The sequence below is a fragment of the Streptomyces sp. NPDC032472 genome (assembly GCF_040636955.1).
Classification (GTDB): domain Bacteria; phylum Actinomycetota; class Actinomycetes; order Streptomycetales; family Streptomycetaceae; genus Streptomyces.
The window spans coordinates 79,225-104,161 of sequence record NZ_JBEZVK010000010.1; the positions used below are offsets into that span (position 1 = coordinate 79,225).

The following is a 24,937-nucleotide window of genomic DNA, read 5'->3' on the forward strand; positions in this document are numbered from 1 at the left end:
GGCCGCTCGGGGCGCGGCCGGGCCGTTCAGGACGGCTTGTAGTCCTTGCCCAGCGTGACCACCACGTCGGCGTTCACCGCGTTCTCGCCCTTCTTGACCACCGTCTCCGGCAGGCCGAGCGTCTTGGCGACCTCGACGGCCTTGGCGCGCTGCGCGTCGTCCTGGTACGTGATCTGCGTGGCCGGCTGGGTCCGGTCGGCCCTGCCGCCGTCGACGAAGGTGTAGCCGCCGTTCAGCAGCGCGGCCCTCGCCGCCACCTGCGTCTTCTCGTCCCCGGTGGCGTCGCGCAGGCCCACGCGGGGTGCGGTGCCGGCCGGGGCCGCGGTGAAGCTGCCGCCGAGCACCTCCTTGACCACGTTCTTGTTGGCGTCGTCCGTGAGGGAGCCGTCCGGTTTCACGCCGAGCACGTCGGTGCGGTAGCCGGCGGGGCCCTCCTTCGCGTGCTCGCCGAGCCTGGCCAGCAGGGTGCCGAGGCCCTGGGCGTTCAGGGACGGGTCCAGGATCTGGCCCATGCTCTCCACCGTCACGGTGGCCGCCTTCGGGTCGCCCGAGATCTTGCGCAGCACCCCGTAGAGCACCTTGCCGAGCCGGTCCAGCTGCTTGGCCTCGGGCTCGCCCTGGGCCCGGTGCATGGCGTAGGCGACGGCCATGGCACCGCTGAGGTGCTGCTTGGCGCCCTGGGCCACGGCCGGGGCCTTGACGGCGTCGTCGGCGGGGACGGCGGTGTCGGTGTCGACCTCGATGCCGCCGACCAGCTCGACCAGGTTCTCCAGGAAGGGCGTGTCCAGGCGCCAGGTGCCGCCGATGCGGGTGCCGAGCACCGAGTCGAGGGACTCGCGCACGCCGAGGCCGCCCTCCTCGACGGCCTTGCCGAGGGCGGCGGGGCTGCCGTCGTCCTTGGCCACGCCGAGGGTGTTCGGCAGCAGGACGGTGGCGCCCTTCTGCGTGGTCACGTTGTCCACGAGCAGGGCGGTGGAGGTGCCGCCCTTCTTGGTGTTGTGGACGTGGACGACGATCATGTCGCGCTTCTGCGGCCCGGAGGCGGCCGCGGTCTTGGCGGCCTTGCCCGGGCCGTCGAGGAAGGGCAGCCTGCCCGCGTACCAGAGCCAGCCGAGCCCGCCGACGACGAACAGGGCGAGGACGACGAACAGGGCCACCACGCGGTTGCGGCCGCGGCGGCGGGCCTCCTCACGGCGCTCGGTGCGGCTCTCGGTGAACTTCAGCCAGTCGATGACGTCCTCGGACTCCTCGTCCGGCTGGTCGAGGAAGGCGAACTGCTCGGTGCGGTAGTCCGGGGCCTCTGCCCCGCCGTCGGCGGCGCGGCGCGGCTCGGGGACCTGCCGGTTCCGGGCCGGTGCCGGCTCGGGATCCTGCTCCGGGCCCTGGCCGGGCTGCGGCTGCTGCTGTACGGGGTACGGGGCGGCCTGCTGCGGGATCCACGGCTGGGCCTGCGGCGCCTGCCGGGCCTGCTGGAGGTGCGCCGTGTCGTAGCCGTTCCCGTAGCCGGTGTCGTATCCGTAGGCCGGGGCCTGGGCCTGGGCCTGGGAGTGGTCCTGCGGGGCGTACCCCTGTGCGTAGTACTGCTGCTGCCCGCCGTAGGACGGGTCGTAGCCGTACTGCTGGTCGTACGCCGTGCCGTGGGGCGGGGCCTGCGGGGCGGCGGGCTGCGCGGGCACGTGGCCGTACACCGGCTGCCCGTACGCGTCGTAGCCGATGAGCTGCTGCTCCTGGGCGGCGTACGGGTCGTACGGCTCCTGTCGGTCGTTCACCGCGGGGCCCCTCTCTTCCGGAAGCTCAGGCTCCCCGGTACAGCTCACGCTTGTCGATGTAGCGCACCACACCGTCGGGTACCAGGTACCAGACCGGGTCGCCCTGGGCCACCCGCGTGCGGCAGTCCGTGGAGGAGATCGCGAGCGCGGGCACCTCGACGAGCGAGACCCCGCCCTCGGGCAGCCCGTCGTCGGTGAGGTGGTGTCCCGGGCGGGTCACCCCGATGAAGTGGGCGAGGGAGAACAGCTCGTCGGCGTTGCGCCAGGTGAGGATCTGCGCGAGGGCGTCGGCGCCGGTGATGAAGAACAGGTCCGCGTCCGGGTTGAGCGCGGTCAGGTCGCGCAGCGTGTCGATGGTGTACGTCGGGCCGCCGCGGTCGATGTCGATGCGGCTCACCGAGAACTGGGGGTTCGAGGCCGTCGCGATGACCGTCATCAGATAGCGGTCCTCCGCGGGCGACACGGCACGCTGCGACTTCTGCCACGGCTGGCCGGTCGGTACGAACACCACCTCGTCGAGGTGGAACAGGGCGGCCACTTCGCTGGCGGCCACCAGGTGTCCGTGGTGGATCGGGTCGAAAGTCCCGCCCATCACGCCGAGCCGGCGCTTGACCGGGCCGGTAGGCATCTCCTGCTCTCCCATGAGCGCAGAGCCTACTGGCCCGGCGGAGCGGTGCGGACCCGCATGCGAGCGGCTGTGCGAGCGCGGGTCAGCGGTCGCGGTTCAGACGGGTGGTGACCCACAGCATGAGGAGCAGCACGACGAAGGCGCCGCCGCCGGTCAGGTACGGGTTCAGGCTGTCGTGGTTGCCGCCGTGCTGCTCGGTGCCCTCCGATGCGAGGAGCACCAGGTTGTGGGCGGTGGAGGTGAGGCTCATCAGGCAGGTACCTATCGGGTCGGGGAGCGGGCGGAGACTTCGCTCACATCGTATGCGGGGGCCTGGGGCACGCTCGCGCCGACTCAGGCGTTGGAGAGGATAGACGCAGCAAGCACGCTGGCCGATCAAGGGGGAGGCGTCATGGGCGGTACGGGTTTCGAGAAGGTGCCGGCGCGGGAGCGCAGGCGGTTCGAGGGCATCTCCTCGCGGGCGTACGAGCATCCGGCGGACCGCTCGGCGCTGGTGGCGCTGCGCAAGCTGACCGGGTTCGACACGGTGTTCAAGGCCCTGAGCGGGCTGCTGCCGGAGCGCAGCCTGCGGCTGCTGTTCCTGTCGGACTCGGTGCGGGTGGGCGAGATGCAGTTCCCGCACCTGTACGCGATGCTGCGGGACGCCTGTTACGTGCTGGACCTGGAGCAGGTCCCGCAGATGTACGTGCAGCAGGACCCGAAGCCGAACGCGATGTGCATCGGGCTGGACGAGCCGATCATCGTGGTGACCACGGGCCTGGTGGAGCTGCTGGACGAGGAGGAGATGCGGGCGGTCGTGGGCCACGAGGTGGGCCACGCGCTGTCGGGGCACTCCGTGTACCGCACGGTGCTGCTGTTCCTGACGAACCTGGCGCTGAAGGTGGCGTGGATCCCGCTGGGCACGGTGGCGATCACGGCGATCGTGACGGCGCTGCGGGAGTGGTTCCGCAAGTCGGAGCTGTCGGCGGACCGGGCGGGCCTGCTGGTCGGGCAGGACGTGCAGGCCTCGATGCGCGGGCTGATGAAGATCGCGGGCGGCAACCACCTCCACGAGATGAACGTGGACTCCTTCCTGGCCCAGGCCGAGGAGTACGAGGCGAGCGGCGATCTGCGCGACTCCGTCCTGAAGATCCTCAACATGCTGCCGCGGACGCATCCCTTCACCACGGTGCGGGCGGCCGAGCTGAAGAAGTGGTCGCAGAGCCGGGACTTCCAGCGGATCATGGACGGCCACTACCCGCGGCGCGACGAGGACAAGGACGCGTCGGTCTCGGACTCCTTCCGCCAGTCGGCCGCGCACTACGCCGACTCGGTGCGCACCAGCAAGGACCCGCTGATGAAGCTGGTGGGCGATATCGCGGGCGGCACGGCCGACCTGGGCGGGAAGCTGCGGGACCGGTTCACGGGCGGCAGCGGCGCGGCGGCCGGCTCTCCCGGGGGCTCCGCTGCCGCCGGCGGCGCGGGCGCTACGGAGCAGGGCTGACCGGAGGCGCCGCACCCGCCTCCGGAGCCAGTACCCCGCACAGTCCTGCGGTGCGGCGGGGGTGGCCACTGGCGTACGGGTCGCTCGCGGCCGGGCCGACCGTGGTGGGCCCGGCGCCGGCCAGGAGCGGGCGGAAGCTCTCTGCGGGCTCGGCGGAGCAGTCCTGCGGACCGGCCATCACGTAGGCGGCGGCCAGCTCCGCCCGGCGGGCCGTGAGGTCCTCCCGGTCGAAGCGCAGCCGCAGCTCGCGGCGGACGGTGAAGAGCGAGGCCCCGTCCGCGGGGGCGGGCGCCCCGGTGGCCGGGCGTACGGCGTACACGAAGGTGTGGTCCGTGACGACCTCCAGCACGTCCGGGGAGACCTCCTGGTAGGTCAGGGCCCCGTTCACCCGGACCCGCGAGTCGGCGACGACGGCGGTGTTCTGGTCGAAGCGGACCAGCCAGCCGGTGGCCGCGTGGCGGCCGTCGCCGGAGGGCGAGGTCATGCTGCGGTCGAACTGGGCCAGTTGGTCGGGGTCGAGCAGGACCCGCACCGGCCGGGTGGCGGCGCCGGCCAGGACGTCCGGGTCCAGCGAGGACTGCACCAGGTAGTCCTTGGCGATGGACAGGGCGGTGACGACCTGGCCCTCGGTGAAGTGGTGGGTGCGGCGGGCGGCGGGCAGGGTGACCCCGGCCGCGCCGACGCGGTAGTCGGCCGCCGGGCTCTGGGCGAACAGGTCGGCGGGCCGCCCGCCGGGCACCGGGCCGGCCGGTGCGAGCGGGACGACGGTGCTGCTCAGCGGGTCGGTGTGACTGTCGGGCAGGGGCGTGGCCGGGTTCCGCAGGCCCATGTAGACGGCCGCGGCGAAGGCCACCGCGATGAGCAGCACGAGCATCATGCCCTGGCGGGCGGCACGGCTCGGGGTGCCGGTCCGGGGCCGGGAGGGTCCGCTGCCGGACCAGATGGAGCGGCTGCGGACGGCCCGGGCGTGCTCACCCATGCGCTCCTGGGCCGAGTACTCCTGGAGGCGGGCAGCCCGTACGAAGTCCTCGTCGAACACCACCGACCGGTACTCGTCCGACCGGAATTCCTCGTCGCCCCCGCCGAGACCGTCGGGGGTGTTGTCGGGTGGATCTGCTGGCACGGCCATCGCTTCTCCCGCTGTCCCCGCTTCAGAGAAGCCCCCGGCTCCGGCGAACGGAAGTGGGGTCGTACCTTCAGGGTTGGCGGCCGACGCGGTCCATAAACGCCCCGGCGCCGGTGACTTCGGTGAGCGGGGTGCTGGCGGGGGCGGGAGCGGGAGCGGGCTCGGCCTTGCTGGAGGCGCTGCGGTAGACCGCGCTGAAGGCCAGGGCGACCATGCCGAGGCCCATCACGAACGCGAGGACCCAGGCGACCGGGCGCAGCCACGGGGAGCGGCCGCGGTACGGGCGCAGGCTGCCGCCGTAGGCCCCGTACGGGCCGTCGGGGCAGCCGGGGGCATGGACGTGGTCCCAGCCGGGCTCGTCGATGCCGTACCCGTCGGGGCGGCCGTAGCCGTACGGGTCGTAGTCCTCGTCGGAGGTCCAGCCGCCGGCGACGGCGCGGGCGGCCTCGGCCTCGGCGCGCGCCCGGTCGGCGGCGCGCTGGCGCTCGGCGGCGCTGGGCTCATGGATCGCTGCGGCCCGGACGAAGTCCTCGTCGAACACCACGGAGGCGAAGTCCTGATCCGCGCCTCCGCGGTCGTCGTCGGGCTCCCCGTTGTCCGGGATCTTGCCCCCCACGTCGTCCGGCACGGCAACAGCGTAGACCTGGGGGGCTGGTTTGGGCAGGGTGAACGCCGAAATCCGGCCACCCGGTGTGGGGAGGGCGACTACCGGGTGTGACCGTCGCCGGTGACGATGTACTTGGTGGACGTGAGCTCCGGCAGGCCCATGGGGCCGCGGGCGTGCAGCTTCTGGGTGGAGATGCCGATCTCCGCGCCGAAGCCGAACTGGCCACCGTCGGTGAACCGGGTGGACGCGTTCACGGCGACCGTGGTCGAGTCGACCAGCTGGGTGAAGCGGCGGGCGGCGGCCTGCGAGGTGGTGACGATCGCCTCGGTGTGGCCGGAGGTCCAGCGGCGGATGTGGGCGACGGCGTCGTCGAGGGAGTCCACGACGCCGGCGGCGATGTCGTAGGAGAGGTACTCGGCCGCCCAGTCCTCGTCGGTCGCGGGCACGGCGGTGACCTTGGAGTCCTCGGCGGCGGCCAGGACGCGCTCGTCGCCGTGGACGGTGACGCCGGCGTCGGCGAGCGCGTCGAGGGCGAGCGGCAGGAAGGCGTCGGCGATCTCGCGGTGGACGAGGAGGGTCTCGGCGGCGTTGCAGACGGAGGGGCGCTGCGCCTTGGAGTTGACCAGGATCTCCACGGCCATGCCGAGGTCGGCCTGCGCGTCCACGTAGACGTGGCAGTTGCCGGTACCGGTCTCGATGACCGGGACGATGGACTCCTCGACGACGGTCTTGATGAGGGAGGCGCCGCCGCGCGGGATGAGGACGTCGACGAGGCCGCGGGCGCGCATCAGCTCGCGGACGGAGTCGCGGGACTCGCCGGGGACCAGCTGGATCGCGTCTGCGGGCAGCCCGGCCGACTCGACGGCGTCGCGGAGGATGGCGACGAGGGCCGTGTTGGAGGCGTACGCGGAGGAGCTGCCGCGCAGCAGGACAGCGTTGCCGGACTTCAGGCAGAGGGCGGCGGCGTCGACGGTGACGTTGGGGCGGGCCTCGTAGATGATGCCGACGACGCCGAGCGGGACGCGGACCTGGCGCAGGTCGATGCCGTTGGGGAGGGTGGAGCCGCGGACCACCTCGCCGACCGGGTCGGGGAGGGTGGCGACGTCGCGCACGTCGGAGGCGATGGCGGCGACCCGCTCCGGGGTGAGGGTGAGCCGGTCGATGACGGTCTCGCTGGTGCCGGCGGCGCGGGCCTTGTCGGTGTCGACGGCGTTGGCGGTGACGATCTCGGCCGTACGGGCCTCCAGCGCGTCGGCGATCGCCAGCAGCGCGGTGTCCTTGGCGGACCGCGGGAGCGGGGCCAGGGTCGCGGCGGCGGTGCGGGCGCGGTGGGCGGTGGCCTGGACGGGGGAGGCGGTGGCATCGAGCGAGGTCATGCCGCCCAGGGTAATCCCCGGCCCCCGGGGCCCGACCGGGGTTTCCACCCCGCGAGACACCCCGCCGGCCCGCCGACCCGTCGGCCCGCGGCCCGGCCATGCCCCGCTGCGCGGAGCCGCTCCCCCACCCCGCCCCTTCCCGAAACGCCTCAATCGCCGGCGGGGCTCAAAGATCGGGACCCCGCCCCGGACCCCCGCGCCTCAAACGCCGGCGAGGCTGGAAGACCCACCCCGCGCGGCGTTTGAGCGCGGGGAAAAGGAGTCAGTACGGGTGGACGCCCACCGGGTGGGCCGGGGGTGGGCCGTAGCCCTCCGCCACGCGGAGGTGGTACGTCGCGCGGTCGATGACCTCCAGCCCGACGATCTCCCACGGCGGGAGCTGCGCGGACGACCGGTGCTCGCCCCACAGCCGCAGGGCGACCGCCGCCGCGTCGTGGAGGTCGCGCGCCTCCTCCCAGTACCGGATCTCCGCATGGTCGTCCGCGTACCTGCTGGTCAGCAGGAAGGGGTGGTCGTGGGCCAGTTGTTCCAGCCCGCGCCGCACCTCGCCCAGCGGCGCCGGCTTGCCGGAGACGCTCAGGGTGACGTGCCACAGGCGGGAGACCTCATCCGGCTCGTCCCCGCCGCCGTTGATGCTGGTCAGGGCTCGTCTCACCAGCCGCCTCCTGTCTGCACCACGTCCTGCCGCCGGCGTGTCCGCCGCTCACAGTTGACCAGTCCCCGGCCCGCCGCGCGGCGGTTTTGCAGAACCTCAGCCCTGCAGCAGGACCAGATCGTCCCTGTGGACGACCTCGCGCTCATACTCAGGGCCGAGTTCCCGGGCCAGCTCGCGGGTGGAGCGGCCGAGGAGCTGCGGGAGCTCCTTGGCGTCGAAGTTGACCAGGCCCCGGGCCACGGCGCGCCCGTCGGCCGCCCGCAGCTCGACCGGGTCGCCGGCGACGAAGTCGCCCTCGACGGCCGCGATGCCGGCGGGCAGCAGGGAGCTGCCGCGCTCGGTGACCGCCGCGACGGCGCCGTCGTCGAGCACCAGGTGCCCCTGCGGGGTCGACGCGTGCTGGAGCCACAGCAGCCGGTCCGCGGAGCGGCGGCCCGTGGCGTGGAAGAAGGTGCCGGTGCCGCGCCCGGCCAGGGCGTCGGCCGCCTGGCTGGCGGAGGTGAGGACGACGGGGATGCCGGCGGCCGCGGCGATCCGGGCCGCCTCGACCTTGGTGACCATGCCGCCGGTGCCGACGCCCGCCTTGCCGGCGCTGCCGATCGAGACGTGGGCGATGTCCTCGGGGCCGCGGACCTCGCCGATGCGGGTGGTGCCGGGCAGCGAGGGGTCGCCGTCGTACAGGCCGTCCACGTCGGAGAGCAGGACGAGGAGGTCGGCGCGGACCAGGTGGGCGACGAGGGCGGCGAGCCGGTCGTTGTCGCCGAAGCGGATCTCGTCCGTGGCAACGGTGTCGTTCTCGTTGACGACGGGCAGGGCGCCCATGGCCAGGAGCTGGTCCAGGGTCCGGTACGCGTTGCGGTAGTGGGCGCGCCGGCTGGTGTCGTCGGTGGTGAGCAACACCTGGCCGACGCGGACGCCGTAGCGGGCGAAGGAGGCGGTGTACCGGGCGACGAGGAGGCCCTGGCCGACGCTGGCGGCGGCCTGCTGGCGGGCCAGGCCCTTGGGACGGCGGGCCAGGCCGAGCGGGGAGAGTCCGGCGGCGATGGCGCCGGACGAGACGAGGACGATCTCCTTCTCGCCGCCGCTGCGGGCCTTGGCGAGGACGTCGACCAGTGCGTCCACCCGGTCGGCGTCGAGTCCGCCGGCCGCCGTGGTCAGGGAGGAGGAGCCGACCTTGACCACGATCCTGCGGGCGTCCACGACACCCTGCCTAGCCGCTGACACGTCTGTCCCCTTGCCCCTTGCCGTCATGTCCTGCTGCGCAGGCCTCTGCGCCCGCTCGCCGTCTCAATCTACGGGGTGGGCCGAGAGGGACGCTCGGGGGTTTCAGACCCTGGACTCGGTCGGCTCCGCCGCGGCCTCCGCACCCGCCCCGGCACCGCGCCCCGGAACGAGGATCTTGCGGGAGAGCAGGAAGGTGAAGGGGATGGCGACGACGGCCGCGACGAGCGGCGCGATGCGGGTGTCCAGGCCGGCCCAGGTCACCAGGGCGTAGAGCCCGACCGACTGGATCACGTAGTTCGTGATGTTGGTCAGCGGGAAGAGCAGGAACTTCTTCCACGTGGGCCGGGTGCGGTAGGTGAAGTAGGTGTTCATGAAGAACGAGCCGACCATCGCCAGCAGGAAGGCCAGGGTGTAGGCGAGGAAGTACGGCATCCACGGGTGCAGGAGCAGGTAGATGCCGAAGAAGGTGCCGGTGTTGACGGCGCCGACGAGGCCGAAGCGGACGATCTGTCCGAGCTGGTCCTTCATAGGTCAGCGGGCCTCATGCTCGGCGGAAACGGTTGCCCTGGCGGCCGAGCCGGAGGCGGGAGCAGAGGCGGCGAGGCCGCCGCGCTCGCGCTCGTCGCGCACGTCCGCGGCGCCTCCCACCGCGCCCGCCTTGGGCCGGCCCTGGGCGTCGGCGCCGTGCGCCTCCTTGACCAGGAAGTGCGGCCGGCGCTTGGTCTCGTAGTAGATGCGCCCGATGTACTCGCCGATCAGGCCCAGCATGATCATCTGTACGCCGCCGATGCCGACGATGATGGCCACGAGGGTGACGTACCCGGGTGCGTCGACCCCGTTGGTCATGGCCGCGACCGCGATCCACACCGCGTACAGGGCGGTCAGCGCCACCAGCGACACGCCCGCCCAGATACCGATCCGCAGCGGCCGGTTGTTGAACGAGATCAGCCCGTCCATGGCGTAGTTCAGCAGCGAGCCGAACTTCCACTTGGTCTCGCCGGCCTCGCGCTGCGCGTTGCGGTAGTCGAAGTGGACGGTGTCGAAGCCGATCCAGGAGAAGAGGCCCTTGGAGAAGCGGTTGTACTCGGGCAGCGACAGCAGCGCGTCCACCGCGGGCCGCGACAGCAGGCGGAAGTCGCCGACGCCGTCGGTGAGCTCCACGTCGACCCAGCGGTTCACGCCGCGGTAGTAGAGGCGGCTGAGTGCGGAGCGGACCTTCTTGTCGCCCTCGCGGGTGCGGCGGGCGATGATCTGGTCGTGGCCCTGCCGGTAGTAGTCGAGCATGGTCGCGATGAGCTCCGGGGGGTGCTGGAGGTCCGCGTCCATGATCACGACGGCGTCGCCGGTGGCCTCGCGCAGGCCGGCGAGCATGCCGGCCTCCTTGCCGAAGTTGCGGCTGAAGGAGACGTACCGGGTGCGCTCCCCGTGCTCGGCGGCGATTCGGCGGAGCTTGGCGAGGGTGCCGTCCCGGCTGCCGTCGTCGACGTAGCACACTTCGTAGTCGACGGGCAGGGAGTCCAGGACCCTGCGGATCTCCGCGTCGAAGCTGTCGATCACGGCTTCTTCGTTGTAGCAGGGCACTACTACGGACAGCTTCGTCATGAACACTTCCTGCTGGGTCCGAACGGGTGATTGTCGGCGACCGGACCCGCCACACACCTCTTCCTTAGAAGTATGCACGCCGAGGGTCGGACTGCCGGAGCCGAGCGCGACACACGGTAGCTTTGACGGGTTAAGCGGAATGGAACGAAGGGATCGAGGTGCACGTGCCTGACGTCTCCGTGGTCGTCATCGTCTACAACGACGCAGAGCGTCTGCCGACAGCCGTCCGGTCGGTTTTGGACCAGACCCTGCACGGGGTCGAAGTCGTGATCGTCGACGACTGCAGCAAGGACCGGTCGTACGCGGTCGCCCAGGAGCTCGAAGCCGCACACCCGGGCCGGGTGCGCGCCTTCCGCCTGCCCGAGAACAGCGGCGGCTGCGGCGCCCCCCGCAACCACGGCATCCGGCAGGCGACCGGCACCTACGTGATGTTCCTGGACAGCGACGACGTGCTCGAGCGCAACGCCTGCCGGAACATGCTGGACGCCGCCGAGCGGACCGGCTCCGACCTGGTGTCCGGCATGTGCGTGCGCGTGCACCTCGACAACCGCTGGGGCAAGACCACCGAGTGGTACCCCTGGATCTACTCCCGCACCCGCACCCTGGAGTCGATCACCGAGTACCCCGACCTGCTGGTCTACGACACCCTCTCCACCAACAAGTGCTACCGGCGCTCGTTCCTGCTGGAGCAGGGCCTGGAGTTCCCGGTCGGCATCCACTACGAGGACCTGCTCTTCTCCGCCCAGGCCTACGTGGCCGCCCGCCGCATCACCCTGATCCCCAACCACGTCTACTACTGGAACGTGGTCGAGAAGGCCGCGGCGAAGTCGATCAGCAACCGGCGCCACGAGATCGCGAACTTCGTCCACCGGATGGAGATCCACCGCCGCGTCGACGAGCTGCTCGCCGCCCACGGCCACACCGACATCAAGACGGCCAAGGACGCCAAGTTCCTCAAGCACGACCTGGTGCTGCACCTGCGCGACCTGCCCCTGCTGGGCGACGCGTACCGCCAGGAGTTCGCCCGCCTCGCCAACGGCTACCTGGCCGGCATCGACCCGGCCGCGTACGAGAACGTCACCCACCTCCAGGCCATCTGCGCCTACCTGCTCGGCAAGGAGGACTGGGACAACCTGCTCCCGGCCGCCGACGCGATGACGAACAAGGGGCGGCTGACCTCGCCGCTCGCCGAGCGCGACGGGCGCGTGTACTGGTGCGCCGCCCACGTCGACGACCCGGCCGACACCGAGGCCCGCCGGATACTGGACGTCACCGAGCAGGGCTTCCACACCGCCCCGCTCACCTCACTCGTCCTGGGCAACCGCCTGACCTCGTACGAGGACGACGGCCGCGGCACCGTCACCCTGTCCGGCGCAGTCGTGAACCCGCTGGGCCGGATCACCCCGGACACCGACCTGAAGGCCACCCTGGAGTTCCGGGCCCGCCGTCAGATCGGCGTGCGCTCCTTCAGCTTCCCGGCGGCAACCGTGCGCCACGCCGGCGACACGATCGAGTGGACGGCCACGGCCGACATCGGCAGCACCGTGCGCCCCCTCGGCATCATCGACGCCGTCTGGGACGTGCGCCTCAAGCTCACCGCGGGCGACGACCGCCTCACCACCCGCGTCTCCGTCGGCGGCGTCGACCTGGAGTCCGCAGCCCGGCTGCGCGTGCGGCCGCGCCTGACCCGGCTGGTCTCCGACCGCTTCGAGCCGGAGGTGACCAAGAAGGGCAACCTCTCCTACGTCCTGACCGCCGAGGGCCCCGCCGCCGTGCGCACCCAGGCCCTGATCAGCGGTGCCATGCACGGCAAGGCCGCCGGCGTGGTCAAGCGCAGCCTGCGCAGGGCCCTGCGCGCCCGCCGCAACCTCGGCTCGGGCGAGCAGAAGGTGAAGGTCTACCACGAGGTCTTCTCGAAGCTGCCGATCAAGAAGGGCACGGTCGTCTTCGAGAGCCACATGGGCAAGCAGTACAGCGACAGCCCCAAGGCGATCTACGAGGAGATGGTCCGCCAGGGCGCCCCCTTCGAGGCGATCTGGTCCTACGCGGGCGCCAAGCCCACCGGCTTCCCCAAGGAGGCCACCCTGGTCAAGCGCTGGAGCTGGCCGTACCTGCGCGCGCTCGCGCAGGCCGAGTACTGGGTCGACAACCAGGGCTTCCCGCTGGCCCTGACCAAGCGCCCGGGGACCACGTACATCCAGACCTGGCACGGCTCCGCGCTCAAGCGGATGGGCTTCCACGAGCCGCGCACCAAGGCCCAGGGCCGCCCGGCCCAGGACCGCTTCCAGGCGGCCGTGAACCGCTTCGACCACTTCCTGGTCCGCTCCGAGCACGACGTGCGCACCCTCGCCAAGGGCTTCCGCCTGCGCGACGAGGTGCTGCTGCGCGCCGGCTACCCGCGCAACGACGCCCTCGTCGAGGCGCACCGGGCCGAGACGCAGAGCGGGGAGCGGGTCCGCGGACCGCTCGCCGCCGAGCTGGGCATCGACCCGGACAAGAGGATCCTGCTGTACGCGCCCACGTTCCGGGCGGGCGCGGACGGCACGGTGGAGGGCTTCGAGTTCCCCTTCGACGTGGAGGAGTTCGCCGACCGGCTCGGCGACCGCTTCACGCTGCTCGTGCGCACCCACTACCTCAACAGCGTCACCCTGCCGCCGTCGGTCGAGGGCCGCGTCATCGACGTGTCCGGGCACCACGACATCACGCCGCTGCTCGCGCTCGCCGACGGGCTCGTCACCGACTACTCGTCCGTGATGTTCGACTACGCGGTCCTGGACCGGCCGATGCTGTTCTTCGCGTACGACTACGAGAAGTACGCGGGCGACATCCGCGGCACGTACTTCGACCTGAAGGAGAAGGCCCCCGGCCCCGTGGTCGCCACGGCCGACGAACTCTTCCAGGCCGTCGCCGCGTTCGACGAGGCGGACGCCAAGTACGCGCAGGCGCGCCAGCGCTTCCTCGCCGAGTTCGGCGAATACGACCGCGGGGACGCCGCCCGCCAGATCGTCGAGAAGTTCTTCACCAGGAGCGGCAAGTGAGCCAGCAGACCGCCGGGTCCCACGCAGCGGCGGACACCGAACAGCACCGCGGGGCGGAGCACCGCGGACGCGACATCTTCATCGTCTCCAACAGCGTCGACGAGCTCGGCGGCGTGACGACCTGGTCGCACCAGATGGCCCGGCTCTTCACCGACCGCGGGCACGCGGTGCACCTCGTCGGCATCGCGCCCGTCGCCGAGGAGATCCGGCAGAAGCTGCCGCAGGACCTGCCGTACGCGATGACCACCCTGTACGAGACCCACCCGCCCAAGGCCCGCCGCCTGCGCGGCGTCAAGGGCCGGCTCAACGCCCCCGAGCGGCGCCGCCAGGCGGCCCGGCGGGCCCTGATGCGCGACAAGGCGGAGAAGCTGAGCGAGCTGCTGCGCGCGGCCCGCCCCGGCGGCGTGGTGATCGTCACGCAGGTGTGGGCGATGGAGTGGGTGGCCCTCGCCGACACCAAGGGGCTCACCGTCATCGGCATGAGCCACGAGTCCTTCGAGGCCAGCCGCAAGTCCACCCGCGGCGACCGGGTCCGGCGCCACTACGCCCACGTCGACCGGCTGCTGGTGCTGACCCCGGAGGACGCGGACCTGTGGATCCGGGCCGGCATGGAGAACGTCTCCAGCATGCCGAACCCGCTCCCGTTCATGCCGGACTCACCCGCCCCGCGCACGGAGAAGGTGGTCGCCAGCGTCGGCCGCCTCGCCTTCGAGAAGGGCATGGACCTGCTCCTCGACGCCTGGGCGGAGGCGGCCCCGGCCCACCCCGACTGGGTCCTGCGCATCTACGGCGCGGGCGTGGAGGAGCCGACGCTGCGGGCGCACTGCACCTCGCTCGGCCTGGACGACTCGGTGGAGTGGATGGGCAGCACCGACGACGTGCTGGGCGCGCTGCGCGGGGCGTCGGTCTTCGCGCAGGCCTCGCGGGCCGAGGGATTCCCGATCACGCTGCTGGAGGCGATGGCCGCGGGCGTGCCCGCCGCCGCCTTCGACTGCGCTCCGGGCGTACGGGAGATCGTCGAGCACGGCGAGGACGGGCTGCTGGCCCGCCTGGGCAACACGATGGAGCTGGCCGGGCACCTGGACGCGCTGATGTCGGACCGGGAGCTGCGCGACCGGCTCGGCGACCGGGCGTTCCGCGCCGTACAGCGGTACTCCGGCAGCGAGATCACCGACCGCTGGGAGGAGCTGTTCGCGTTCCTGGAGCGCTGAGCCGCTGCCGCTGACGCGGTGTGACGCATGTGACGAAGGAGCCGCCTGCCCCGGTCGTGTCCGGGGCGGGCGGCTCCTTCGCGTACGGGCCCTTTGCGCACGGGCCCTTGGCGTACGCGCCCTTCGTGCGAGCCGGAGCGGCGGCGGCCGAAAGGCCTGCCGTCAGCGCTCGGAGTGGTGCAGGGCGCCCTTGCGGTTGGCCTCCCAGCCCGCCCAGGCCGAGGTGATCATCTCGCGGACGTCGTGCTTGGCCTTCCAGCCCAGCACGGAGTGGATCCGGTCCGCCGAGGCGACGACCTTCGCCGGGTCGCCCGGGCGGCGCGGCACGACGACCGGCTCGTGGTCGTGCCCGGTGGCCTCGTTCAGCAGCCGGGCCATCTCCCGTACGGAGACGCCCTCGCCGCGGCCGATGTTGACGGTCAGGTCCTTGAAGTCCCCGGCCGCGCCCCACTCGGCGAGCTTGCGGGCCGCCGCGACGTGGGCCTCGGCCAGGTCCTCCACGTGGATGTAGTCGCGGATGCAGGTGCCGTCCGGCGTCGGGTAGTCGTCGCCGAAGATGCGGGCGCCCTCGCCCCTGTCGAACCGCTCGAAGACCATCGGGACCAGGTTGAAGACCCCGGTGTCCGCGAGCTCGGGGGCGGCGGCGCCCGCCACGTTGAAGTACCGCAGGCAGGCCGTGGAGATGCCGTGGGCCTTGCCGGCGGCCCGGACCAGCCACTCGCCGGCGAGCTTGGTCTCGCCGTACGGGCTCATCGGCGCGCACGGGGTCTCCTCGGTGACCAGCTCCACGTCCGGCATGCCGTACACCGAGGCGGAGGAGGAGAAGAGGAAGTTGCGCACGCCCGCGGCGGCCACCGCCCCGAGCAGGACCTGAAGGCCCTCGACGTTCTCGTGGTAGTAGTACAGCGGCTTCTCGACGGACTCGCCGACCTGCTTCTTGCCCGCCAGGTGCACCACGCCGGTGATCTTGTGCTTCCGGATGGCCTCGTCCAGGACCAGCCGGTCCAGGACCGAGCCGATCACCAGCGGGACGCCCTCCGGGACGCGGTCCTCGTTGCCCGTGGAGAGGTCGTCGTACACGACGACCTCCTCCCCCGCGAGCAGCATCGCGCGGACGACGTGCGAGCCGATGTAGCCGGCGCCACCGGTGATCAGAAATGTCATGCGTGTCTCCCGAGGAGCACCCGCGGACCCGGTCCGAGGGGCTGTCCGTTGATCTTTCCGGCGGCCCGTGCCGGCCGCCGGCCCGACTTCATCCCGCCCCGCGGCCTGCCCGGGCCCGGTGGAGGCGGTTGCGTACGAGGCTCAGCGCCCCCGCAGCGCCCGGCGCGAGCCGCAGGGCCAGGGACCCTCCGCCCGTGCGGAACGGCTGCGCCAGCAGAACACCGTACCTGCTGCTCGGCAGCGCCCTGCGGTGCAGCAGGGCGTCGAGGGGGCGCGGCGAGGTGGTCAGGGAGCTGCCGTCGGCGAACTCCACCTCCACCTGCACGCCCCACGCCTGCATGCCGCGCCGGCCCTGGCGGCGCCCGGCGGCGGCCACGGCGGTGAGGTGGAACGGCACCTCGCAGCTCCAGGAGTCGCCCTCCGCGGCGCGGCGCAGCTCCACCGTCCGGTCCAGGACGCCTTCGCCGCCGGAGCGCGGCACGAAGCGGAGCCGGGCGGTGCGCGGCCCGGCCGCGGCGAGCCGCCCGTACAGGTCGTGCACGCGCAGCCGCAGCCCGCCGGTGCCCGCGGGGCCGGCGTCGACGCTGACGGGCAGCTCGGAGAGCGGCAGCCCGGCGAGCCCGTCGAGGGCGACCGGGAGCTCCTCGCTCCACACGGGCGCGCCGTCCGGGCCGGTGGCGTACGGGGGCAGCAGGCGCGGCGGCTCGGCGGCGAAGCGGGTGAGGCGTTCGACGTCGGCGGGCGGGACCGGGCTCGCCTGCAGGACGCGGACGATCCAGCGGGCGGGCGCCCCGGCGGCCTCGATGACGGCGTCGTCGAAGGTGGCGAGGTACTCGCGGGTCAGGGTCCACCAGGCGGCCTGGTACTCGGGGTCCCGGCCGAGCTCGCGCAGGTACATGCGCAGGTCGTACTCGAGGAACTTCACCTGGCAGGCGCGGCCCAGCTCGGCGGAGGACTCGGCGATGATCCGGGCGGCAGTGCGGTGGGCCTCGATCCGGGAGCGCCAGTTCGAGACGTCCTTGCGGTCCAGGGAGATCGACACCTGGGCGGCGCTGCGGCGCACGTGCCACACGTAGACGAGGTCGTCGATGACGGCGATGCGGGGGCCCGCGGCCAGGACGCGGGCGGTGAAGACGAAGTCCTCGTAGACGAACCGGCCGTCGGGGAAGCGGATCGCGTGCTTCTCAAGGAAGGACCGCTCGTACAGCTTGTTGACGCAGAGGGTGTCGCGGACCAGCTCCGGCCGGTCGGCCGGCCGGTCGATGACGTCGCCCGCGGTGTAGAGCCCGGGCATCCAGGGGACGTCGTGGTACTGCGGCAGCTCCCGGCGTACGCACGCGCCGACGGTCACGGGCGCGCGGTGCTCCTCGGCGGCGCGCACCAGGGCCTCGGCCGCGCCCGGCGGCAGGATGTCGTCGCTGTCGAGGAAGAGGACGTACGGGGACGTCGCGACCGCGATCCCGTCGTTGCGGGGGGTGCCGCAACCGCCGCTGTTCTCCGTGCGGTGCACGACCTTCAGGCGGGGGTGGACGGCGGCCAGCTCGTCCAGGACCCGGGCGGTGCCGTCGGCCGAGGCGTCGTCGACGGCGATGACCTCGGCCACGACCGGGCCCTGGGCGAGTGCCGAGGTGACGGCCTCGCCCACGAGCGCGGCGTCGTTGTACGCGATCACGACGACGGAGACGCTGGGAGGAATGGTGCTGCTCACCCGTGGATCCTAGGCGACACGGGTGAACATCACCTCAACTGCGCCGTCCGTGTGAAGGAGCGGTACAGAACCAGGACAAATGCCGGTCAGGAGCCGGCCGGAAAGGGGCTGGAACCGGCCGGAAACCGGTCAGAACGGCCGGAACTCGTCGTACTCCTGCTGCGCCGAGTCCTTGCGGCGCGCTTCCTTCTCCTTGCGGCGCTGCGTCGCCGGACGCGGGGCCTCCATGCGGTGGTCCTCGCCGCGGCGGCCCAGCATCTCGGCGCCGGCCATCATCGACGGCTCCCAGTCGAACACGACCGCGTTGTCGTCCGAGCCGATGGCCACGCCGTCGCCGGCGCGGGCGCCGACCTTCAGCAGCTGGTCCTCGACGCCGAGGCGGTTGAGGCGGTCGGCCAGGTAGCCCACGGCCTCGTCGTTGTTGAAGTCGGTCTGGCGCACCCAGCGCTCCGGCTTCTCGCCGCGCACGCGGTACACGTCCTCGACCTCGTCGTAGGTGACGGTGAAGCCGGTCTCGTCGACGGCCTTCGGGCGGATGACGATACGGGTCGCCTCCTGCTTCGGCTTGCGGGCGCGCGCCTTGGCGACGACCTCCGCGAGGAAGTAGGAGAGCTCCTTCAGGCCGGTGCGGGCGACCGCGGAGACCTCGAAGACCTTGTAGCCGCGCGCCTCCAGGTCGGGGCGGATCATGTCCGCGAGCTCCTGGCCGTCGGGGATGTCCACCTTGTTGAGCACGACCAGGCGCGGCCGGGTCTCCAGGCCGCCGCCGTACTGCTTGAGCTCCTCCTCGATGACGTCGAGGTCGGAGACCGGGTCGCGGTCGGACTCCAGGGTGGCGGTGTCCAGCACGTGCACGAGGACCGAGCAGCGCTCGACGTGGCGCAGGAACTCCAGGCCCAGGCCCTTGCCCTGGCTGGCGCCCGGGATCAGGCCGGGGACGTCGGCGATCGTGTACACGGTCGAGCCGGCCGTGACGACGCCCAGGTTCGGGACCAGGGTGGTGAACGGGTAGTCCGCGATCTTCGGCTTGGCGGCGGAGAGCACCGAGATCAGCGAGGACTTGCCGGCGCTGGGGAAGCCGACCAGGGCCACGTCGGCGACGGTCTTGAGCTCCAGGACGATGTCGCCGGTGGCGCCGGGGACGCCGAGGAGCGCGAAGCCGGGGGCCTTGCGGCGGGCGGAGGCGAGCGCCGCGTTGCCGAGGCCGCCGCGGCCGCCCTCGGCGGCGACGTAGGTGGTGCCCTGGCCGACGAGGTCGGCGAGCACGTTGCCCTGCTTGTCGAGGACGACGGTGCCGTCCGGGACCGGCAGGACCAGGTCCTGGCCGTCCTTGCCGGAGCGGTTGCCGCCCTCGCCCGGCTTGCCGTTGGTGGCCTTGCGGTGCGGGCTGTGGTGGTAGTCCAGCAGGGTCGTGACCGACTGGTCGACGACCAGGATCACATCGCCGCCGCGGCCGCCGTTGCCGCCGTCGGGACCGCCGAGCGGCTTGAACTTCTCCCGGTGTACGGAGGCGCAGCCGTGGCCTCCGTTACCCGCGGCGACGTGCAGCTCGACGCGGTCCACGAAGGTGGTCATGGGTGTTCCTCCAGATACAGACGGGGATGTCCCGGACAGGCCTTGCTGTCCATTGGACGTGTGTACGTGCAAACGCGCCGAGGGCGGACCTCTCTTCCCGACTTGCGCCGGAAAGAGCTGAGATCCGCCCTCGGGACGTTACGAACGCTTGATCAGCAGAAGCTGGATCAGGCGGCCGGAACGATGTTCACGACCTTGCGGCCACGGTGCGTGCCGAACTGCACGGCACCGGCCTGCAGCGCGAACAGCGTGTCGTCGCCACCACGGCCGACACCGGCGCCCGGGTGGAAGTGGGTGCCGCGCTGACGGACCAGGATCTCACCAGCGTTGACGACCTGACCGCCGAAGCGCTTCACGCCGAGCCGCTGGGCATTGGAATCGCGACCGTTCCGGGTGGACGATGCGCCCTTCTTGTGTGCCATTGCTCAGTCCCTCTTTACTTCGCGGCCGTCGGGATAGCGGTGACCTTGATCGCCGTGTACTGCTGACGGTGACCCTGGCGACGGCGGTAGCCGGTCTTGTTCTTGTAGCGCAGGATGTCGATCTTGGCGCCCTTGTGGTGGTCCACGACCTCGGCCTGGACCTTGATGCCGGCCAGGACCCACGGGTCGCTGGTCACGGCGTCGCCGTCGACAACGAGCAGGGTCGAGAGCTCGACCGTGTCGCCAACCTTGGCAGTGGAAATCTTGTCAACCTCAACGATGTCGCCGACAGCAACCTTGTGCTGGCGACCACCGCTGCGCACGATGGCGTACACGCGGATCTCTCTCTCGCTCGATGGAAACCCCTGAAGCCAGCCGTCCCCCGCCGAACGCGAGGCGGCCTCCCCCGGACCGCGCAGCGGCTCGGGAGGTGAGGTGCTCAGTGGCTGGCGCGCACGTAGACACGCCGACGTGCAAGGTTACGCGCCGGAGGTTTAGAAGGTCAAACCGGGCCGTGCAAGCCCCGCGCCCACGTCTCGGGGCGCCAGGCGGCGAGGTCCAGGGCTGCGGTGGCGAACACCCCGTCCACGGCCGCGACGACGTCGTCCGGCTCCTCGATCAGCGGGGCGAAGGCCGCAGCGTCCACCTCGTCCAGCAGGAAGACGAAGTGCTCGACCACCACGGGGCGGTAGCGGAGCTCCCCGTCCAAGTCGAACTCCGTGTTGGCTCGGTCCGCCGCCAGGCACAACGTACCCACCAGATCCCGGACGTGGTCTGAGTCGAGCAGGACATCCGCATTGTGGATCACGCATACAAGACCCACACCCCCGGTCACGTGATCGTGGAGGTCGTCGAGGCAGTCGACCAAGGCAGCCCAGTTGCGCCCGAAGTAGCCGGGGAAGCTGAGCTTCTCGGCAAACTGGTCGCATACACCTGCCAGGTCCGGCATGTCCCGGGCATCGAAATGGTAGACGCGGCCCCCCTTGGCCCGCAGGGCAGCAATCTGCTCATCGAACTCGGGCGCCCCCTCGGGGCCGAAGATGACCCACGGCGCCACGGGATTGCTCACATCGAACGGCGCCGTGGGCCGGTCCGGCCGGCCCACCGTCCACGTCCCGCTGTCGAAGCCCTCGACGAGGTACCGGCAGCCGGCGAAGTCGTCCCGCGCGAACCGCTGCGGGTCCGCGTCGGCGGCCGCGTCGACCGCCACCAGCAGCACGTCGTTGACGTCCTGCTGCGCCGCGGCGAACGCCTGCACCTCGGGCCAGGTCATGGGGATCCCGGCCGGCGCGGCCAGGACCAGGTCGCGGAAGGCTTCGGCGTCGAGGCCGCCGGGGGCCTCGCCGACCCCGTCCCAGTCGAGCAGGAGCCACGTCCAGGTGTTGTCCGGGACGCGGGTGAGCACCTCGGCCAGGCCGGTCTTCCGGCCCTGCCCGTCCCACATGGGGAACCGTTCCATGCCTTCTGCGCTCCTTTGCCGTGCGCCGCGTGCCGGTACGGGACTGCCCCGGCCCCCGCAGTGGGGGCCGGGGCAGTCCCGGTGGTGACGCGGATCAGGCGTCGGCGTCCGCAGCGGGCTCCGCCGCGGCGGCCTTCTTGGTCGCCTTCTTCGCCGTCGTCTTCTTGGCCGTCGTCTTCTTGGCGGCGGTCTTCTTGGCCGTCGTCGTCTTCTTCGCGGCGGCCTTCTTCGCCGGGGCCTTCTTGGCGGCCGTCTTGCGGACCGTCTTCTTGGCCGGGGCCTCCTCCGCCGCCGGGGCCTCCTCGACCGGGGCGGCCTCGGGGGCCTCCTCGACCGGGGCGGGCTCCGGTGCCGTCTCGACGACCAGCACCGCCGCCTCCGCTCCGGCCGGGGAGCCGGCGGGTGCGGTGGCCTTGCGGGTGGCGCGGCGCCGCGGACGGGCCGGGGCGGCCTCCTCGACCGGAGCAGCCTCGGCGGCAGCCGGGGCCTCCTCCGCTGCCGGGGCCTCGGCCTCGGGGGCCTCGGGGGCCTCCTCGACCGGGGCGACCGGCTCGGGCTCCGGCTGCGGCTCCGGCTCGGCCTCGACCACCGGCTCCGCCGGGGCGGCCGGGGCGGTCGCCTTGCGGGTGGCGCGGCGGCGCGTACGGCCCTTCGGCGCGGCCTCCTCCGCCGCCGGGGCGGGAGCGGCCTCGACCGTCTCCGCCGCGGCCACGGCCTCGGCGACGGCCTCGGCGGCCGGCTCCAACACCGTGTCGGCGGGCTCGGTGACCGGCTCGGCCGCGATCTCGACCTCGACCGGGGCGGCCTCCACCACCGGGGCGGCGGCAGCGGCAGCGCGCGGGGCGCCCGCCGCAGCGGTCGCCTTGCGGGTGGCGCGGCGGCGGTTGCGGCGGCTGCTGATGCCGGCCGCGGCCTCCGCCTCGGCGATGCTGCCGTACAGCTCCTCGTCCGCGGCGAACGCCGGCTCGGGCAGCGCCACCGGCGCGGCGAGCTCGGCGGCCACCTCGGCCTCGGTCTCCACCTCGGTCTCGGCCTCGACGGTCTCGGCCGCCTCGACGACCTCGGCCGCCTCCACATCGTGGTCGTGCTCGTGGCCCCGGCCGCCGCGGCGCTTGGCCCGCTTGCCGCCGTTGCCGGCCGCGGTGGCCGTGTCCATGTGCACGATCACACCGCGCCCGTTGCAGTGGACGCAGGTCTCGGAGAAGGACTCCAGCAGGCCCTGGCCCACCCGCTTGCGGGTCATCTGGACCAGGCCCAGCGAGGTCACCTCGGCGACCTGGTGCTTCGTACGGTCACGGCCCAGGCACTCCAGCATCCGCCGCAGGACCAGGTCGCGGTTGGACTCCAGGACCATGTCGATGAAGTCGATGACGACGATGCCGCCCAGGTCGCGCAGCCGCAGCTGGCGCACGATCTCCTCGGCCGCCTCCAGGTTGTTCCTGGTGACGGTCTCCTCGAGGTTGCCGCCCTGACCGGTGAACTTGCCGGTGTTGACGTCGATGACGACCATCGCCTCGGTCTTGTCGATCACGAGGGAGCCGCCCGAGGGCAGCCACACCTTGCGGTCGAGCGCCTTGGCGAGCTGCTCGTCGATCCGGTACGTCGCGAAGACGTCCACCTCGGAGGTCCAGCGCGAGAGCCGGTCGGCCAGGTCCGGGGCGACGTGCGAGACGTACCCGTGGATGGTCTCCCAGGCGCTGTCACCGCTGACGATGACCTTGGAGAAGTCCTCGTTGAAGATGTCGCGCACGACGCGGACGGTCATGTCCGGCTCGCCGTACAGCAGGCTCGGCGACGACGTCGTGATCTGCTTCGACTTCTTCTGGATGTCCTCCCACTGCGCCTGCAGACGCTCGACGTCGCGGCGCAGCTCGTCCTCGCTCGCGCCCTCGGCGGCGGTGCGCACGATGACGCCCGCGTCCTCGGGGACGATCTTCTTGAGGATGGTCTTCAGGCGCGCGCGCTCGGTGTCGGGCAGCTTGCGGCTGATGCCGGTCATCGAGCCCTCGGGCACGTAGACCAGGTAGCGGCCGGGCAGCGAGACCTGCGAGGTCAGGCGGGCACCCTTGTGGCCGATCGGGTCCTTGGTGACCTGGACCAGCACGGACTGGCCGGACTTCAGGGCGGACTCGATGCGGCGCGGCCCGTTGGCCAGGCCGAGCGCCTCGAAGTTGACCTCGCCGGCGTACAGGACGGCGTTGCGGCCCTTGCCGATGTCGATGAACGCGGCCTCCATCGACGGCAGCACGTTCTGGACCTTGCCCAGGTAGACGTTGCCGACGTACGAGGTGGCCTCTTCCTTGTTGACGTAGTGCTCGACGAGCACGTTGTCCTCGAGGACGCCGATCTGGGTGCGCTCACCGCTCTGGCGGACGACCATCACGCGCTCGACGGCCTCGCGGCGCGCCAGGAACTCGGCCTCGGTGATGATCGGCACGCGGCGGCGGCCCTGCTCGCGGCCCTCGCGGCGGCGCTGCTTCTTCGCCTCCAGGCGGGTCGAGCCCTTGATGGACTGGACCTCGTCGGACGCTTCGGCCTTCTCGCGCGCCGGGCGCGGCTCGCGGACCTTGACGACGGTACGGACGCCGTCCTCGTCGCCGGCCTCGGCCTCGGCGGCGTCACCGCTGCGGCGACGGCGGCGACGGCGACGGCGGCTGGAGGCGGACCCCAGGACACCGGCCTCGCCGGCCTCCTCGGCCTCCTCCTCTTCCTCCTCCTCGGCCTCGGCGGCCTCCTGCTCGGCGGCGGCCTCGGCCTCCTCCTCGGCGGCCTCGTCCAGGTCGGCGGCCTCACCGCGACGGCGGCGACGGCCACCGCGACGGCGGCGGCGGGACGGGCGCTCGCCCGACTCGTCGACCTCCTCGGCCTCTTCCTCCTCCAGGTCGGCGGCCTCGGCCTCGAACTCCTCCTCCGGCTCGGCGACCGGGGCGGCCTCGACCGCGCCGCGGCCGCGGCGACGGCGGCGGCCGGCGGGCTGCGGGGCGGGGGCCTCGGCGGCCTCGGCCTCCAGCTCGGCCTCCTCCTCGGCTTCCTCGGCCTCGGCCTCGGCGGCGGCGGCCGCGGCGGCGGCGAGGGCAGCGGTCTCCGGCGTCTGGAACATCGGCTCGGTGAACACCGGCGCCTGGAACACGGGCACGGCGGGGCGCGTGGCGCGGCGGCCGCGGGCCGGGGCGGCGGGCTCCTCGGCCGGGGCCTCGGGCTGCGCGGAGGCGGCCGGTGCAGCCTGGGCGGCGGCGCGGGTGGCGCGGCGGCGGCCGCGCTTGGGCGCGTCCACGGCGTCGGCGACGGTGAAGGCGGGCTTCGCGGCCTCCTCGGCCACGGGCTCGGCGGCAGCGGTCTCGGCGGCGGGGGCGGCCGCGGCGCGGGTGGCGCGACGGCGGGTACGCGGGGCCGGGGCAGCGGCCTCGGCCGGCTCCTCCACGGCGGCCGGAGCCGCAGCGGCCTCGGCAACCGGCGCGGTCACAGCGCGGGTGGCACGGCGACGGGTACGCGGCGCCGGAGCAGCGGCCTCGGCCGGCTCCTCGGCGGGCGTGGCGGGGGCCTCGACCACGACGGCCTCGGCGGCCGCAGCGGTGGGCGTGGCGACGGCGCGGGTCGCGCGGCGGCGCGGGCGGGCCGGGGCGGCGCTGGGTGCGGCTTCCTCGGCGGGGGCGGCCGGGGCGGCCTCGGTCACCTCGGCGGCCGGGGCGGCGCCGGGCGGACCCGCGGGCCGCGACGCGGCCCGGCGGCGCCTGCGCGGCGGCAGGTTGTCGCTCGGGCTGTCGTTGCCGGCGGCGGTGATGTCGTTCTCGTTGTTGAGCATGCGGGCGGTTCTCCCGTCACGCTCCCGGGCGCCGCGGCTGACGTCCGGTCCGGCGCGGCACCGCGCTGTCAGCGCGGAGCCGGCCTCC

At 72.7% G+C, this 24,937-nt stretch carries 20 protein-coding genes; 3 read left to right on the forward strand and 17 right to left on the reverse strand.

Annotated elements, in window-relative coordinates:
• Positions 1–26 precede the first annotated feature (26 nt).
• The 3 genes from AB0F11_RS08785 to AB0F11_RS08795 form a co-directional block, all read right to left on the reverse strand.
• Positions 27–1,769, reverse strand: a complete 1,743-nt coding sequence (locus AB0F11_RS08785) for an LCP family protein (protein WP_362169854.1) — start codon at positions 1,767–1,769, stop codon at positions 27–29.
• 25 nt (positions 1,770–1,794) lie between these two features.
• Positions 1,795–2,412: a nicotinate-nucleotide adenylyltransferase gene (gene nadD / locus AB0F11_RS08790; RefSeq protein ID WP_362169856.1), complete on the reverse strand. Its 618-nt coding sequence runs from the start codon at positions 2,410–2,412 to the stop codon at positions 1,795–1,797.
• 67 nt (positions 2,413–2,479) lie between these two features.
• Entirely contained in the window at positions 2,480–2,647 is a 168-nt protein-coding gene (locus tag AB0F11_RS08795; RefSeq protein WP_361905356.1) for a hypothetical protein, read from the reverse strand.
• 141 nt (positions 2,648–2,788) lie between these two features.
• On the opposite strand from AB0F11_RS08795, the gene AB0F11_RS08800 reads away from it, so the two are divergent.
• The gene (locus AB0F11_RS08800) at positions 2,789–3,880 is read left to right on the forward strand and encodes a M48 family metallopeptidase (RefSeq protein ID WP_362169858.1); all 1,092 of its coding nucleotides are present in this window, start codon (positions 2,789–2,791) and stop codon (positions 3,878–3,880) included.
• Here AB0F11_RS08800 and AB0F11_RS08805 read toward each other — a convergent pair.
• The 7 genes from AB0F11_RS08805 to AB0F11_RS08835 form a co-directional block, all read right to left on the reverse strand.
• Positions 3,864–5,009 carry a hypothetical protein gene (locus AB0F11_RS08805; RefSeq protein WP_362169860.1) on the reverse strand — a complete coding sequence of 382 codons (1,146 nt, stop codon included), beginning with the start codon at positions 5,007–5,009 and terminating at the stop codon, positions 3,864–3,866. The genes AB0F11_RS08800 and AB0F11_RS08805 overlap by 17 nt on opposite strands.
• A gap of 67 nt (positions 5,010–5,076) precedes the next feature.
• The gene (locus AB0F11_RS08810) at positions 5,077–5,634 is read right to left on the reverse strand and encodes a hypothetical protein (protein ID WP_362169862.1); all 558 of its coding nucleotides are present in this window, start codon (positions 5,632–5,634) and stop codon (positions 5,077–5,079) included.
• A gap of 77 nt (positions 5,635–5,711) precedes the next feature.
• Positions 5,712–6,989 carry a glutamate-5-semialdehyde dehydrogenase gene (locus AB0F11_RS08815; RefSeq protein WP_362169864.1) on the reverse strand — a complete coding sequence of 426 codons (1,278 nt, stop codon included), beginning with the start codon at positions 6,987–6,989 and terminating at the stop codon, positions 5,712–5,714.
• Positions 6,990–7,251: 262 nt separating this feature from the next.
• Positions 7,252–7,647 (reverse strand): hypothetical protein, encoded by a 396-nt coding sequence (locus AB0F11_RS08820; RefSeq protein WP_361909593.1) that lies wholly within the window; start codon positions 7,645–7,647, stop codon positions 7,252–7,254.
• Between the two features lie 93 nt (positions 7,648–7,740).
• Positions 7,741–8,868: a glutamate 5-kinase gene (proB, locus tag AB0F11_RS08825; RefSeq protein WP_362169866.1), complete on the reverse strand. Its 1,128-nt coding sequence runs from the start codon at positions 8,866–8,868 to the stop codon at positions 7,741–7,743.
• Positions 8,869–8,970: 102 nt separating this feature from the next.
• Entirely contained in the window at positions 8,971–9,396 is a 426-nt protein-coding gene (locus AB0F11_RS08830; RefSeq protein WP_362169868.1) for a GtrA family protein, read from the reverse strand.
• A gap of 3 nt (positions 9,397–9,399) precedes the next feature.
• Positions 9,400–10,470 carry a glycosyltransferase family 2 protein gene (locus tag AB0F11_RS08835; RefSeq protein WP_362169870.1) on the reverse strand — a complete coding sequence of 357 codons (1,071 nt, stop codon included), beginning with the start codon at positions 10,468–10,470 and terminating at the stop codon, positions 9,400–9,402.
• Between the two features lie 158 nt (positions 10,471–10,628).
• Between AB0F11_RS08835 and AB0F11_RS08840 the strand changes: the two genes are divergently transcribed.
• Both AB0F11_RS08840 and AB0F11_RS08845 read left to right on the forward strand, forming a co-directional pair.
• A complete protein-coding gene (locus AB0F11_RS08840) occupies positions 10,629–13,508 on the forward strand; it encodes a CDP-glycerol glycerophosphotransferase family protein (protein ID WP_362169872.1) in 2,880 nt (959 codons plus the stop codon).
• A 74-nt stretch (positions 13,509–13,582) separates the two neighbouring features.
• Entirely contained in the window at positions 13,583–14,719 is a 1,137-nt protein-coding gene (locus AB0F11_RS08845; protein WP_362169980.1) for a glycosyltransferase, read from the forward strand.
• A 162-nt stretch (positions 14,720–14,881) separates the two neighbouring features.
• On the opposite strand, the gene galE is transcribed toward AB0F11_RS08845, so the two are convergent.
• From galE to AB0F11_RS08880, 7 genes are all read right to left on the reverse strand, one after another.
• Complete coding sequence (galE, locus tag AB0F11_RS08850) at positions 14,882–15,883, reverse strand: UDP-glucose 4-epimerase GalE (protein ID WP_362169874.1); 1,002 nt, start codon at positions 15,881–15,883, stop codon at positions 14,882–14,884.
• Positions 15,884–15,971: 88 nt separating this feature from the next.
• Positions 15,972–17,591 (reverse strand): glycosyltransferase family 2 protein, encoded by a 1,620-nt coding sequence (locus AB0F11_RS08855; RefSeq protein ID WP_362169876.1) that lies wholly within the window; start codon positions 17,589–17,591, stop codon positions 15,972–15,974.
• 129 nt (positions 17,592–17,720) lie between these two features.
• Complete coding sequence (obgE, locus tag AB0F11_RS08860) at positions 17,721–19,166, reverse strand: GTPase ObgE (RefSeq protein ID WP_362169878.1); 1,446 nt, start codon at positions 19,164–19,166, stop codon at positions 17,721–17,723.
• Between the two features lie 167 nt (positions 19,167–19,333).
• Positions 19,334–19,588 (reverse strand): 50S ribosomal protein L27, encoded by a 255-nt coding sequence (rpmA, locus tag AB0F11_RS08865; RefSeq protein WP_093477705.1) that lies wholly within the window; start codon positions 19,586–19,588, stop codon positions 19,334–19,336.
• A gap of 14 nt (positions 19,589–19,602) precedes the next feature.
• Positions 19,603–19,923, reverse strand: a complete 321-nt coding sequence (gene rplU / locus AB0F11_RS08870; protein WP_017944922.1) for a 50S ribosomal protein L21 — start codon at positions 19,921–19,923, stop codon at positions 19,603–19,605.
• 167 nt (positions 19,924–20,090) lie between these two features.
• Positions 20,091–21,047, reverse strand: a complete 957-nt coding sequence (locus tag AB0F11_RS08875) for a barstar family protein (protein WP_362169881.1) — start codon at positions 21,045–21,047, stop codon at positions 20,091–20,093.
• Between the two features lie 94 nt (positions 21,048–21,141).
• On the reverse strand, positions 21,142–24,849 hold the full coding sequence (locus AB0F11_RS08880; protein WP_362169883.1) for an Rne/Rng family ribonuclease: 3,708 nt from the start codon (positions 24,847–24,849) through the stop codon (positions 21,142–21,144).
• Positions 24,850–24,937: the final 88 nt, after the last annotated feature.

Bases quoted from the DNA above. Each gene is read 5' to 3' on its own strand.
- nadD (WP_362169856.1), bottom strand. From the start codon at position 2,412: ATGGGAGAGCAGGAGATGCCTACCGGCCCGGTCAAGCGCCGGCTCGGC.
- obgE (WP_362169878.1), bottom strand. From the start codon at position 19,166: ATGACCACCTTCGTGGACCGCGTCGAGCTGCACGTCGCCGCGGGTAAC.
- AB0F11_RS08805 (WP_362169860.1), bottom strand. From the start codon at position 5,009: ATGGCCGTGCCAGCAGATCCACCCGACAACACCCCCGACGGTCTCGGC.
- AB0F11_RS08875 (WP_362169881.1), bottom strand. From the start codon at position 21,047: ATGGAACGGTTCCCCATGTGGGACGGGCAGGGCCGGAAGACCGGCCTG.
- AB0F11_RS08795 (WP_361905356.1), bottom strand. From the start codon at position 2,647: ATGAGCCTCACCTCCACCGCCCACAACCTGGTGCTCCTCGCATCGGAG.
- AB0F11_RS08880 (WP_362169883.1), bottom strand. From the start codon at position 24,849: ATGCTCAACAACGAGAACGACATCACCGCCGCCGGCAACGACAGCCCG.
- galE (WP_362169874.1), bottom strand. From the start codon at position 15,883: ATGACATTTCTGATCACCGGTGGCGCCGGCTACATCGGCTCGCACGTC.
- AB0F11_RS08835 (WP_362169870.1), bottom strand. From the start codon at position 10,470: ATGACGAAGCTGTCCGTAGTAGTGCCCTGCTACAACGAAGAAGCCGTG.
- AB0F11_RS08830 (WP_362169868.1), bottom strand. From the start codon at position 9,396: ATGAAGGACCAGCTCGGACAGATCGTCCGCTTCGGCCTCGTCGGCGCC.
- rpmA (WP_093477705.1), bottom strand. From the start codon at position 19,588: ATGGCACACAAGAAGGGCGCATCGTCCACCCGGAACGGTCGCGATTCC.
- AB0F11_RS08800 (WP_362169858.1), top strand. From the start codon at position 2,789: ATGGGCGGTACGGGTTTCGAGAAGGTGCCGGCGCGGGAGCGCAGGCGG.
- AB0F11_RS08815 (WP_362169864.1), bottom strand. From the start codon at position 6,989: ATGACCTCGCTCGATGCCACCGCCTCCCCCGTCCAGGCCACCGCCCAC.